Annotated in this window: 14 protein-coding genes; 13 read left to right on the top strand and 1 reads right to left on the bottom strand. The window is 47.8% G+C overall.

Features of this window, described 5'->3' with window-relative positions:
- Positions 1-50 precede the first annotated feature (50 nt).
- From fapR to rnc, 6 genes are all read left to right on the top strand, one after another.
- Positions 51-617, top strand: coding sequence for a transcription factor FapR (fapR, locus tag KNP88_RS01770; protein WP_029330861.1), 567 nt, complete (start codon positions 51-53; stop codon positions 615-617).
- Positions 617-1,603, top strand: a complete 987-nt coding sequence (gene plsX / locus KNP88_RS01765; protein ID WP_029330860.1) for a phosphate acyltransferase PlsX — start codon at positions 617-619, stop codon at positions 1,601-1,603. The genes fapR and plsX overlap by 1 nt, the downstream gene beginning before the upstream one ends.
- A gap of 19 nt (positions 1,604-1,622) precedes the next feature.
- The gene (gene fabD, locus KNP88_RS01760; protein WP_214892058.1) at positions 1,623-2,546 is read left to right on the top strand and encodes an ACP S-malonyltransferase; all 924 of its coding nucleotides are present in this window, start codon (positions 1,623-1,625) and stop codon (positions 2,544-2,546) included.
- Positions 2,543-3,274, top strand: a complete 732-nt coding sequence (gene fabG, locus KNP88_RS01755) for a 3-oxoacyl-[acyl-carrier-protein] reductase (protein WP_214892056.1) — start codon at positions 2,543-2,545, stop codon at positions 3,272-3,274. Before fabD ends, fabG begins: the two co-directional genes overlap by 4 nt.
- 68 nt (positions 3,275-3,342) lie before the next feature.
- The gene (acpP, locus tag KNP88_RS01750) at positions 3,343-3,582 is read left to right on the top strand and encodes an acyl carrier protein (RefSeq protein ID WP_012370777.1); all 240 of its coding nucleotides are present in this window, start codon (positions 3,343-3,345) and stop codon (positions 3,580-3,582) included.
- Positions 3,583-3,639: 57 nt separating this feature from the next.
- A complete protein-coding gene (rnc, locus tag KNP88_RS01745; RefSeq protein WP_088837388.1) occupies positions 3,640-4,410 on the top strand; it encodes a ribonuclease III in 771 nt (256 codons plus the stop codon).
- A gap of 60 nt (positions 4,411-4,470) precedes the next feature.
- Here the strand turns inward: rnc and KNP88_RS01740 are convergent, their stop codons facing one another.
- Positions 4,471-4,671 carry a DUF1128 family protein gene (locus KNP88_RS01740; RefSeq protein WP_029330856.1) on the bottom strand — a complete coding sequence of 67 codons (201 nt, stop codon included), beginning with the start codon at positions 4,669-4,671 and terminating at the stop codon, positions 4,471-4,473.
- Positions 4,672-4,797: 126 nt separating this feature from the next.
- Between KNP88_RS01740 and smc the strand changes: the two genes are divergently transcribed.
- The 7 genes from smc to trmD all read left to right on the top strand — a co-directional run bounded on the left by smc (position 4,798) and on the right by trmD (position 12,845).
- Positions 4,798-8,367 carry a chromosome segregation protein SMC gene (smc, locus tag KNP88_RS01735; protein ID WP_214892054.1) on the top strand — a complete coding sequence of 1,190 codons (3,570 nt, stop codon included), beginning with the start codon at positions 4,798-4,800 and terminating at the stop codon, positions 8,365-8,367.
- A complete protein-coding gene (gene ftsY / locus KNP88_RS01730) occupies positions 8,364-9,368 on the top strand; it encodes a signal recognition particle-docking protein FtsY (protein ID WP_088837386.1) in 1,005 nt (334 codons plus the stop codon). The genes smc and ftsY overlap by 4 nt, the downstream gene beginning before the upstream one ends.
- A 101-nt stretch (positions 9,369-9,469) precedes the next feature.
- Positions 9,470-9,790, top strand: coding sequence for a putative DNA-binding protein (locus KNP88_RS01725; RefSeq protein ID WP_088837385.1), 321 nt, complete (start codon positions 9,470-9,472; stop codon positions 9,788-9,790).
- Between the two features lie 12 nt (positions 9,791-9,802).
- Complete coding sequence (gene ffh / locus KNP88_RS01720) at positions 9,803-11,155, top strand: signal recognition particle protein (RefSeq protein ID WP_214765163.1); 1,353 nt, start codon at positions 9,803-9,805, stop codon at positions 11,153-11,155.
- A gap of 93 nt (positions 11,156-11,248) precedes the next feature.
- Positions 11,249-11,524 carry a 30S ribosomal protein S16 gene (gene rpsP, locus KNP88_RS01715; protein WP_012370770.1) on the top strand — a complete coding sequence of 92 codons (276 nt, stop codon included), beginning with the start codon at positions 11,249-11,251 and terminating at the stop codon, positions 11,522-11,524.
- Positions 11,525-11,610: 86 nt separating this feature from the next.
- Positions 11,611-12,120 carry a ribosome maturation factor RimM gene (gene rimM / locus KNP88_RS01710; RefSeq protein WP_029330851.1) on the top strand — a complete coding sequence of 170 codons (510 nt, stop codon included), beginning with the start codon at positions 11,611-11,613 and terminating at the stop codon, positions 12,118-12,120.
- Positions 12,117-12,845, top strand: coding sequence for a tRNA (guanosine(37)-N1)-methyltransferase TrmD (gene trmD / locus KNP88_RS01705; RefSeq protein ID WP_214807322.1), 729 nt, complete (start codon positions 12,117-12,119; stop codon positions 12,843-12,845). The genes rimM and trmD overlap by 4 nt, the downstream gene beginning before the upstream one ends.
- The last annotated feature ends 58 nt before the right edge of the window (positions 12,846-12,903 follow it).

Raw genomic sequence — 12,903 nt, 5'->3', positions numbered from 1 at the left:
ATTAGTACCAGGTGATAATAGTGATTATCCTTCTTGTAGGAGGAACGTACATGCGGGTACCTAAAAAAGAACGGCAAGTAGAACTACAGCATACGATTGAACAAAATCCATTCATCACGGATGAAGCACTTGCGCTTCATTTTAACGTCAGCATTCAGACGATTCGGCTCGATCGAATGGAATTGAAAATCCCTGAATTACGGGAACGGATTAAACACGTCGCGACAGAACGACTCGATGACGTGCGTACTTTGACCGAAAGCGAAGTCATTGGTGATATGATTGACCTGAAACTTGATACATCTGCGATTTCGATTTTAGAAATTTTGCCGGAACACGCTTTTAGCCGGAACGCGATTGCACGCGGGCATATTCTGTTCGCTCAAGCCAATTCGCTCGCCATCGCGTTAATTGATGACGAGTTAGCATTGACGACACGAGCAAACGTGCAATTTACACGATCTGTCCATGTTGGAGAACGCGTCGTCGCGAAAGCGTTCGTCAGTTCCCATCGACAAGATGGACGATCAGACATCAACGTCGAAAGTTATGTCGGTGATGAGTGTGTCTTTATCGGTGAGTTTACGGTGTATCGTAGTAGTAAGGAGGAATCATGATGATTTTAGCAGTAGATGCAATGGGTGGTGACAACGCCCCCCGTGCGATTGTCGAAGGTGTGATCCAGTATTTAGGGGAGCGCCCGAAGGCGGACATTGAAATTCGATTGGTTGGAGATGAATTGAAGTTACGTTCTTACGACATCAAGGATTCCCGTGTGACGATCGTTCACGCGGCGACTGTCATTACTGGAGAAGACGAACCGGTCCGTGCGATTCGACGGAAAAAAGATAGCTCACTCGTTGTGGCTGCAAACCTGGTGAAAACAAAAGAGGCGGATGCCTTGATTTCAGCAGGCAACACGGGAGCACTGATGACTGCCGGATTGTTTGTGATTGGTCGAATCGAAGGGGTTGACCGTCCTGCGCTGGCCCCGACTTTCCCGACAAGAAACGGAAAAGGTGTCGTCATCTTAGATGTCGGTGCTAATCCGGATGCAAAAGCAGAACATTTGCTTGATTATGCCATCATGGGATCAGTCTACGCAGAACAAGTTCGTGGTATCAAACAACCGAAAGTTGGTCTGCTCAATATCGGCTCAGAAGCTGGTAAAGGCAATGCACTGACGAAGGAAACATATCCCTTACTTGAGACTGCCCCTATTCATTTTATTGGGAATGTCGAGGCGAGAGAAGCGATGAGTGGTGATGTGGACGTGATCGTCACAGAAGGATTTGCAGGGAATACGTTGTTGAAAAGTACGGAAGGTGCTGCAAGCATGATTATGGGTGTCATGAAGGAACAGTTCATGAGTTCATTCAGTTCGAAAATCGCGGCGTTAATTTTAAAGCCGAAACTTAAAAAAATGAAGCAATTGCTCGCGTACGAAGAATATGGTGGGGCCGGGTTGTTCGGAATTGCGGCACCTGTCATCAAAGCACACGGCTCGAGCAATGCCTATGCCTTCAGTCGTGCGCTGGCACAGGCTGAAATGATGGTCGAGCAACACGTCGTTGCGAAAATCATTGAAGCGAAGACAAAATAGAGCTAAAGGAGTGAGCGAGATGGGGAAAACGGTATGGATGTTTCCGGGGCAAGGGTCACAAATGCCCGGTATGGGACAGACACTTGTCAGTGAGGAAGAAACTAAACAAACGTTAGTCGATCTCGGAACACGAATCGGCCTAGATTTAACAACGCTGTTAACGACGGGTACAAAAGAAGAACTAAAGGCGACGGAGCTTGCTCAACCCGCAATCGTCGCACATAGTACACTTCTCGCCACTCGTTATGCGGCACTCGGTAACAAACCGGACTATGTCCTTGGGCATAGCGTCGGGGAGTACAGCGCGCTTGTCGCAGCATCGGTCCTTACGCCGAGTGAAGCCGTTTATCTTGTCCATGAACGTGGTAAGTTGATGAACCAGGTTTCAGGTGGAACGATGGCTGCCGTCATCGGATTAAACGATGTCGAAGCGGCACACCATGCCGTCGAATCGATTGCGGCGACAGGTGAAATCGTGCAAATCGCGAACTACAACTGTCCCGGCCAATTTGTCATCTCAGGTCACGTCGCAGCCGTCGAATCGGCGACAGCGAAATTAAAAGAGCTCGGTGCAAAGCGTGTCTTACCACTCGATGTCTCCGGTGCGTTCCACTCCTCTTTAATGACACCGTTCGCACCACGTTTCGAAGATTTCCTTGCTTCTTCACCATTCGAAGCGGCGCAAGCGAAGTTTATCTCAAACGTGGACGGATCGTTTCACGATCAACCGGACGACTTGAAACGTCTACTCGTTCAACAATTGTATTCACCTGTTCGCTTTGAGGCATGTGTCGAGCAATTGATTGAAGAGGGTGTCGATACCTTCATCGAATTCGGACCGTCTTCACCACTTAGTGGGCTTGTCAAACGTATCAAAAAAGGCGTTAAAATCATTAGTATCACGACACTTGAACAACTAGAAGCGGAGGGAATTCGTGGATGAGTAAGGTAGCACTCGTAACAGGCGCTTCCCGGGGGATTGGTGCGGCGATCGCAACACGTCTCGCGGCAGATGGTTTTAAAGTCGTCGTCAACTATGCCGGTAGCACTGAAAAAGCAGAAGCCATCGTCGCGGATATCATCGCTTCTGGTGGTGAGGCAATCGCCATCCAAGCAGACGTTGCGAACGCTGATCAAGTCAAGGCGTTGGTTAAACAGACCGTCGATACATTCGGTCAACTGGATTGTGTCGTCAACAACGCCGGTATCACACGCGACGGTTTGTTGATGCGTATGAAAGAAGCCGATTTTGATGCTGTCGTTGATACGAACCTAAAAGGGGCGTTCCTCGTCACACAAGCGGCGTCACGCCCGTTGATGAAGGCGGGTGGTCGCATCATCAATATCGCTTCGGTCGTCGGCATCACGGGTAATCCGGGGCAAGCGAACTATGTGGCCGCGAAAGCCGGTTTGATTGGGTTGACGAAATCGGTCGCCCGTGAACTCGCAAGTAAAGGGGTCACAGCGAATGCGATTTGCCCAGGATTCATCGAAACAGATATGACCGATGAATTGACGGACGATCAACGGAATCTGTCACTTGGACAAATTCCATTGAAACGGTTTGGGCAAACGCAAGACATCGCAGCACTCGTCAGCTTCATCGCTTCGGATGAAGCCCGTTACATCACAGGGCAAACGCTCGCAGTTGATGGCGGCATGACAATGTAACTGAACACCGGTAGTACTTTGCCAAATCGGCAATCATCTTATATACTCAACTCATGGAGGGATTTCAAATGACAAAAGAACAAATTTTAGTAGACGTACAAGAGGCAATCGCAGAAAAATTAGGTAAAGAGCAAAGTGAAATCACACTCGATAAATCGTTCAAAGACGATCTCGGTGCAGATTCACTTGAAGTAATGGAACTCGTTATGGATCTCGAAGATAAATTCGAAATCACAATCGAAGACGATCAAGCAGAAAACTTGAAGACTGTCGGCGATGTCGTCAGCTACATCGAAACACAAGTCTAATCATTGACGCTGACCCACCGCTCTTTTGCGGTGGGATTTAGCTGTTTAGGAGGAATTATGACGAATCAAAAAGGACGTCGTGTCCGAAAAGGACCTTACGTAAAACGTCGAAAAGATGCGCGGACGTTTGCTCAAATCGAGCAAAAATTCGAAGAGTTACAAACGCGCCTTTCGATTCATTTTTCAAATGTCGAATTGTTGAAGCAAGCGTTTACCCATTCTTCGTTCGTCAATGAACAACGTGAATCGGATGGGGATAACGAACGACTTGAATTTTTAGGGGATGCGGTCTTAGAATTGACGGTCTCAAGATATTTATTTGAACACTACCCGGAACGTTCCGAGGGGGAATTAACAAAACTGCGAGCAGCTATCGTGTGTGAACCATCGCTCGTCCAGTTTGCCAATCATTATGAATTCTCTGACATGATTTTGCTAGGTAAAGGGGAAGAACTGACAGGCGGACGAAATCGGCCAGCATTACTTGCTGACGTATTTGAAGCGTTTATCGGTGCACTTTATCTTGACCAAGGCATTGAAGCAGCAGAGCGATTCCTCGCCGAAGCGGTTTTTCCGAAAGTGGCATCTGGTTTCTTCGAAGAGCAGACAGACTTCAAGAGCCAATTACAAGAAGCGATCCAACGGGTCGGACTCGGACAAATTGAATACGAGATCATCGAAGAGCGTGGTCCCGCACATAGCCGGGAATTCATCTCGCGTGTTCAAGTCCCGGATAAGCTTGAAGGAATCGGGACCGGTCGTTCGAAAAAAGAAGCAGAACAGCAAGCAGCGAAACAAGCCTTGCTTGAGCTGAAAAAACAATTTTAAGTAAAAAAAACCATATAAAAAAAGGCGCCCGATTGGGAACGCCTTTTTTTATATGGTTTCTTACACCGTCTTCAGTGATTTTAGTTCATCGACGATTGCATCGACCTCAGCGAGTGATAACGATTCACGCATCATGACGAACTCATAAATTTCTTTTAAGTCGTCATTTTTTGTGCCGTCGAACTGCTCGGCTTTGATGACGCCTTTATTAATAATATTTAATTTATCCAAGATTGCTTCAATCATTTGTTCAATTGTCATATCGTTGAATTCTCCTCTTCACGTCTTTACCGTTAACATTACCATAAAACCTACCATTTTGTAGACCTTTCGGCTATGGTAAACTAAAAGAAAATTAAAAGAAATTTAAACATACGGGTGGTAAAGATGTACTTAAAACGAATTGAAATCAACGGCTTCAAATCTTTTGCGAGCCGGACAGAACTTGACTTCCTACCGGGAGTGACGGCAGTCGTCGGACCGAACGGTAGTGGGAAGTCGAATATATCGGATGCAGTGCGCTGGGTGCTCGGTGAGCAATCGGCTAAATCATTACGCGGCGCGAAGATGGAAGATGTCATCTTCGCCGGCAGTATGTCAGAACATCGAAAGCAGTTCGCAGAAGTAACGCTTGTCCTCGATAATGAGTCGGGAACGGTTGCGTTACCTTACCAAGAGTTGAGCGTGACGCGACGCGTCAGTCGAAATGGAGACAGTGATTATTTTCTTAATAAAAAACCATGTCGCTTGAAGGATGTCCTCGATCTCTTCATGGATACGGGACTGTCCCGTGATGCCTTCGCAATCATTGGTCAAGGACGTGTCGAACAAGTCATCTCCGGGAAACCGGAAGAGCGGCGGTCCGTCATCGAAGAGGCGGCGGGTGTCTTAAAATACCGGCACCGGAAAAAACAAGCGGAGCGGAAGTTGAGTGACACGGAAACGAATCTCTCACGTGTCGATGATATTTTATTTGAACTCGGTGGACGAATCGAACCGTTACGAGAACAAGCAGCGCTTGCAAAAGAGTATCTGATTGCCCGCGACCGGTTCGACTTTTTAGAACGTGGCATCATTGCAGAAGAAATTCAAAACTATATGGAACAAATTGCCCGATTGACGACGGAAATCGAAACGTTTGAGCGTGAGTTGTCAAATGAACAGGCACGTCTTGAGAAAACGCAAACCTCGAGAGAAGAACAAGAAACAATGCTTGAAAACATTCGCCGGACAGAGACAGAGATGCAGGAACGGTTACGAACCGTCTCGACGACGCTCGTTGAAATTCAAGGTTCGCTGAACTTGGCAAAAGAACGTGAGAAACATGGGACGCAAATGAAAGAGCGTTTAGAACAAGAAGTGGCGACACTTGAAGCGCGCGTTTCCCTAATTGAGGATGAGGCGAAAAAAGCAGTTCGCTTACGAGACGAAACGAAGCAAACATACGAGGAAACTGTCAAACGTCGTGAACAAGCAGATGCCGCATTAACGTATTCGGACCGTGATTTTGAAAAAGAAGCAGAGCAACTACGGTCTGAAGCGTTTGAAGTAGCGAGTCGGCTGGCGGCGACGAATAACGCCTATAACCGAGCAAAACAAGATTTACAGAGTGCGGAAGAGTTACGCCGGACGTTCGCGGAAGGGACAGGGTCGAAACAATCGGCGCAAACAGCTTATGCGGCCGAGGTCGACCGACTAGAAGCGAGCTCTTTAAACGTGCGGCAACAGCTCGATGCCTTAGTGGCGGAAGAGACGCAAGTTGAAACGAAGCAACACGAACAGCGAACGATGATGACGCAAGTCGAACGATCCATCGTCGATCTCCATCGCCGGCGTGATAAAACAGAAGACCGGATTGAATTTTTGGAGTCCGTCAAGGCAGATTACAGTGGTTATTTCGGTGCCGTCAAAACGATTTTGAAACAGCGTGATCACATTTCAGGAATATATGGAGCGGTTGCCGAATTGATTTCCGTACCGGCCCGATATGAAGCGGCGATTGAAACGGCACTTGGTGGAGCGATGCAAAACGTCGTCGTCGATACAGACGCGACGGGGCGGAAATTGATTCAGGAATTACGCCGTCTAAATGCGGGACGGGCGACGTTCATGCCGCTCAGTTCGATTCAACGGCGCGATTTGAATCAATCGGTTCGCAATCAACTATCTGCGATGCAAGGATACATCGGCGTTGCGAGTGAACTCGTGACGACGACCGATGAGCTGACGAAATTAAAACAGAACTTGCTCGGGACGACGCTTGTCGTCGAATCGCTTGAACAAGCGAACGCGATTGCCCGTGCAACGGGACATCGGTATCGGCTCGTGACGCTCGACGGAGATGTCGTCAACGTCGGTGGTTCGATGACAGGGGGGAGCCGAAAAAAAGGGACGCCACTCTTTAGTCAATCACGGGAGTTAGACGAACTCCGCGAAGGGCTGACGCAAGGACAGGCGGTCATTCGTGAACAAGAGCGCCGCCTCGCGGAGATGAAAGTAGTAGATGAACAATTGAACGTTACGCTTGAGACGCTTGCGCAAGAAATGAAAACGACGCGAACGACACTTGAATCACTTCGGGATGAATTGACGGAGGCGAAACATGGTCTCGCAATCACAGCTTCGGAACTGTCCGTCCAAGATGGCCAGTTGCAACGGTTGGCGGAGCAAGAACGGGAAGCGAAGACGACGATTGAACAAGCTGAGCACGATATCGCGAACTTGACGAAGCGGCAACAAGAACTCAGACGTGATCTCGATCAGCTAAAAGAGGCACAGGCCCGTGGTGCTGTGACAATCGAAGACTTGAAACAACAACAAGCAGATGCCTTGCTCGAAGAACGGACAATGATCTTGAAGTTAGATCAAGTCAATCGTGAAGTCGAACGAATCGAAGAATCGTTGAATCATGCGAAACTCGAACGGAGTCATAAGCGGCGTGATTTAAAACATGTGCTCGAAGGGTTTGGTGAAGGTCAAATCGAAGCATTACATGCAGAGCAGGCACAGATGCTTAAAGAACAAACAACGGTTGAACAAGAATTGAAAGCAATCACGGACCAAATCCAACGTGACGGCGAAAGTTTACGACTTCTACGGATCCGTGAAGCGAAGCTGAAAGAGGAGCAACAGTCGGCGAAACAACAAGTCGATCAAGCGCGCCTCAACCACGGCAGAATCAGTACACGTCTTGAAACACGTCAAGAAATGCTCGACGAGATGGGGCTGATTCTCGAATTGATTGAACCGCTGACGATTCCATTCGAAGAGGCGAAAGAGGAAGTACACCTGCTCAAGCGTCAATTAGAAGAAATCGGAGTTGTTAATATCGGTGCGATTGAAGAGTTCGCTGAAGTCGATCAACGGTTTACGTTCCTCTCGACGCAACGTGATGACTTAGTGACGGCGAAAACGGATTTATATGCCGTCATCGATGAGATGGATCGTGAAGTCGTCCGACTCTTTAAAGAGACGTTCACGGCTGTACGTGAACACTTCCGTGAGACATTCCGCGAATTGTTCGGTGGAGGAGAAGCGGACTTGATTCTTGTCGATCCGAGCGACCTCTTGACGAGCGGGATCGACATCGTCGCGAAACCACCGGGTAAAAAACTACAGAACTTGTCACTCTTATCTGGTGGGGAACGCGCGTTGACGGCGATTGCCTTGTTGTTCGCGATTTTGAAGACGCGTCCCGTCCCGTTTTGTGTACTTGATGAGGTCGAAGCAGCTCTTGACGAAGCGAACGTTGCCCGGTTCGGTGAGTTCGTTCATCAGTTGGCGCGTGATACACAATTCATCATCATCACACACCGGAAAGGTACGATGGAGTCAGCGGATGTTTTATACGGCGTGACGATGCAACAAAACGGTATTTCGGAAGTGTTATCCGTTAAACTAGAAGAGGCACGGCGAACATTGACTGAAGAAGTAGAATCAAAGGAGCTAAAACAATGAGTTTTTTTAAGAAACTAAAAGACCGGTTGACGACGTCGACACAAGAAGTCACGTCTAAGTTTACGGAAGGGTTGTCGAAGACGCGTGACGGGCTTGCGAGTGCCGTCAATGATCTCGTCTACCGTTTCCGGGAAGTCGATGAAGAATTTTTTGAAGAGTTAGAAGAAGTGCTGATTCAAGCTGACGTCGGTGTGACGACGACGATGGATTTGGTCGAAAAATTAAAGATTGAAGTCAAACGAAAAAATGTTAAAGATACAAAAGAAGTCCGTGATGTACTCGTCGAAGTCGTCGCCAACATGTTGATTGAAGAAGAAGAAACGGAACTTGATTTAGACCACGACCTCAGTGTCATCTTATTCGTGGGTGTCAACGGCGTCGGAAAAACGACGACGATCGGGAAACTTGCGAATCGCCTGAAAAATGAAGGGAAAACGGTCATGCTCGCAGCAGGGGATACATTCCGAGCAGGCGCCATCGATCAGTTGCAAGTCTGGGGCGAGCGCTCCGGCGTACCGGTCATCCGTCAAGGAGAAGGATCAGATCCTGCTGCCGTCGTCTTCGATGCTGTCCAAGCGGCAAAAGCGCGGAAAGTCGATGTCTTGATTTGTGATACGGCAGGACGTCTGCAAAACAAAGTCAATTTGATGAATGAACTCGAGAAAGTCAAACGGGTCATCGAACGTGAAATTCCAGGCGCACCACACGAAGTCCTGCTTGCGCTCGACGCGACGACCGGACAAAATGCGATGGTGCAAGCCAAAGCGTTCAAACAAGCGACGAATGTCAGCGGCATCGTCTTGACGAAGCTTGACGGGACAGCAAAAGGTGGCATCGTTCTCGCGATTAAGAATGAACTGAATCTCCCCGTGAAGTTCGTCGGATTAGGTGAAAAGATTGACGATCTCCAACCGTTTAATGCCGAGCAATTCGTCCACGGTCTCTTCGGTGACGTATTCGAAGAAAAGCAAACGACGGACGAGGCACCGGAAGAGGAATAAGCTAGGTTTGCTTGTAAAGAAAAAAACTTGACAACACACTGTGAGGGCTGTACTATACTATCTGTAAAGGAATTTCACTTAACAACCGTGGAGGTGCTCGGATGACACTTGATAAAACGAACCGGATGAATTATCTGATTGACTTTTATCAGGAGCTTTTGACGCCGAAACAACGAAATTATATGTCACTCTATTATTTAGATGATTTTTCGTTAGGTGAAATCGCCGATGAGTTTGAAGTCAGCCGACAAGCAGTCTACGACAACATAAAACGTACGGAAGCGATGCTTGAGCAATATGAAGAACGACTTTCCTTGTTTCAAAAATATGAGCAGCGAAAGATTCTTCTTGATGAACTGAAGCAGCTCGACCTTCCAAGCGAGGCACTGGTGACGATTGAATCACTGGAGCAATTAGAGTAGGAGGCATCATCAATGGCATTCGAAGGATTATCGGAACGGCTTCAAGCCAGTCTCGCCAAAATGCGAGGTAAAGGTAAGATTTCTGAAGCGGACGTAAAGGAAATGATGCGTGAGGTCCGCCTCGCGTTATTAGAAGCCGACGTCAACTTCAAAGTAGTGAAACAGTTCGTAAATGATGTGAAGGAGCGCGCCGTCGGTCAAGACGTGATGACGTCTCTAACACCCGGTCAACAAGTCGTCAAAATCGTCCATGACGAATTGACGAAATTGATGGGGGAAGAAGTATCTCCGTTGACGCTCGCTAACCGTCCGCCGACAGTCATTATGATGACTGGTCTTCAAGGGGCAGGTAAGACGACGACAACCGGAAAACTCGCCAATCATTTACGAAAAAAACACAATCGCAGTCCACTGCTCGTCGCAGCGGATATTTACCGTCCGGCTGCGATTAAACAACTTGAGACGCTAGGAAAACAACTTGAATTACCGGTCTTCTCGATGGGAGATCAGGTAAGTCCACAAGAAATCGTAACCGGCGCGCTCGACTATGCAAAAGAGCATCACCACGATATCGTGTTGATCGATACGGCGGGACGCTTACATGTCGATGAGGACCTCATGCAGGAACTTGTCGATGTGAAGGAAATCGCCAAGCCTAACGAAATCTTCCTTGTCGTCGACTCGATGACGGGTCAGGATGCGGTCAATGTCGCACAAAGCTTTAATGAAAAACTCGGCGTGACAGGGGTCGTCCTGACGAAACTCGACGGAGATACTCGAGGCGGAGCAGCACTCTCCATCAAGGCAGTCACCGGAGCACCGATTAAGTTCGTCGGTCTTGGAGAGAAGCTAGACGCAATCGAGCCATTCTACCCAGAGCGGATGGCGTCACGGATTCTCGGTATGGGAGATATGTTAACGCTGATTGAAAAAGCAGAGTTCCAAATGGACGCAACACGCGCCAAGGAGCTCGAAGGCAAAATGCGCGATGCATCGTTCACGTTTGACGATTTCATCGAGCAGTTGCAGCAAGTGAAACAGATGGGTCCTTTGGATGAGTTGTTAGGAATGATTCCGGGTGCCGGTAAAGGAAAGATGAAGGGCTTGAAAAATGCTCAAATCGATGAGAAGCAACTTGTTTATGTCGAAGCGATTATTCAATCGATGACAAAACGGGAGCGGACTGAACCGGAAATCCTCAATGCGAGTCGGCGGAAACGGATTGCGCGCGGCAGTGGTCGTAGCATTCAAGAAGTGAACCGGTTGATCAAGCAATTTGAAGACATGCGGAAGATGATGAAACAATTCTCCGGCCAAATGGGCAAAGGGAAAAAGAAAGGCGGCTTTGGCCTCCCATTCTTCTAAAAGTCTTTTCTCTTTTGCTGTAACGTTGTATACTAGTGAAGTTGTCAATTTGACTAAACCAAAAAACTATTTAATATCTGGAGGGACTTACGAATGGCAGTTAAAATTCGTCTTAAGCGCATGGGCGCAAACAAATCACCTTTCTACCGTGTGGTAGTAGCAGACTCACGTGCACCACGTGATGGTCGTTTCATCGAGCAAATCGGATACTACAACCCGGTTGCTAAACCAGAAGCAGAAGTAAAACTTAACGAAGAGCTCGCTCTTAAATGGCTCGCTGAAGGTGCTAAACCATCAGACACAGTTCGTAACCTCTTCTCAAAAGCTGGTATCATGGAGAAATTCCACAACGCGAAACTCGCGAAGTAAGACATTTGGAGGTGAGCGAAAGCTTACCTCCTTTTTGTTGCAGAAAAATAGAAGAATGACGATTTTAAAGGAAGGAAGTGAAGAAGATGCAATGGTTAGAAGTCGCGAAAATCGCGAATACACACGGTCTAAAGGGAGAATTGAAGTTACTTGCGAGTACCGATTTTCCGGAAGAACGCTTTAAAGTCGGAAATGACGTATTTCTCGAGACGGAGGGGACGTATGTACCGCTGACGGTGAGCAGTTACCGGAAACATAAACAATTCGTCATGGTGACCTTCAAAGGAATGCATCACATCAACGACGTCGAAAAGTATAAAGGGATGAAACTTTTCGTGCAGCCGGAAGTCTTACAAGAGCTCGGAGAAAATGAATATTACTACCACGAAATCATCGGTTGCGACGTCTATGACGGAGATGAGAAAATCGGGGTCGTCTCGGAAATCTTAGAGACCGGAGCAAACGATGTCTGGACGATTAAACGTCCGGGAAAAAAAGACGTCTTGATTCCGTACATCGAACAAGTCGTCGCGTCGATCGATGTGCAAGAAAAGCGGATTCAAATCACACCATTACCTGGATTGATTGAAGGATGAACATCAAAGTCTTGACGCTTTTTCCAGATATGTTCACAGCACTCGATCATTCAATCGTCGGACGGGCACAAGAAGATGCGCGGATACATCTCGAGTACATTAACTTCCGAGACTATTCGACGAATCGACATGGGCGCGTCGATGATTCTCCTTACGGGGGTGGTGCTGGGATGTTGTTGACGCCGCAACCTGTTTTTGACGCTGTTGCGGCCTTGCCGAAAGCGAACCGTCGCATCGTTGCGATGACACCGACAGGACAGCGGTTTAATCAAGCAGTAGCGGAAGAATGGGCGCAGGAATCGGAACTTGTTTTCTTATGTGGACATTATGAAGGATTTGATCAACGGATTCATGACGAACTGGTGACGGATGAAGTGTCGCTTGGAGACTTCGTTTTGACGGGAGGGGAATTAGCTGCGATGACGATGATTGATGCCGTCGTCCGTTTGTTACCTGATGTCCTCGGCAAGTCGGCCAGTCATGAAGACGATTCATTTTCGACCGGATTGCTCGAATACCCCCATTATACCCGTCCTGCCGACTATAACGGATTAAGGGTACCGGACGTCTTATTATCCGGGAATCATGCAAAAATCGAGCAGTGGCGAAGACAGCAAGCCTTGAAGCGGACGCTCGAGCGACGTCCTGATTTACTCGAGACAGCCGAGCTGTCCGCAAGTGATTTAAAGTACCTTCAGTCAATTTCAGGATTGTCAAAAGAATGAAATTGTGATAAGTTAAAACATGTGGCAAAAGCCACCTATTAACGATGTTCCGCTGTTG

The sequence above is a fragment of the Exiguobacterium sp. H66 genome (genome assembly GCF_018618705.1).
In the GTDB taxonomy this organism is placed as follows: Bacteria; Bacillota; Bacilli; order Exiguobacteriales; family Exiguobacteriaceae; genus Exiguobacterium_A; species Exiguobacterium_A oxidotolerans.
This window is presented reverse-complemented; position numbering and strand designations above follow the sequence as displayed.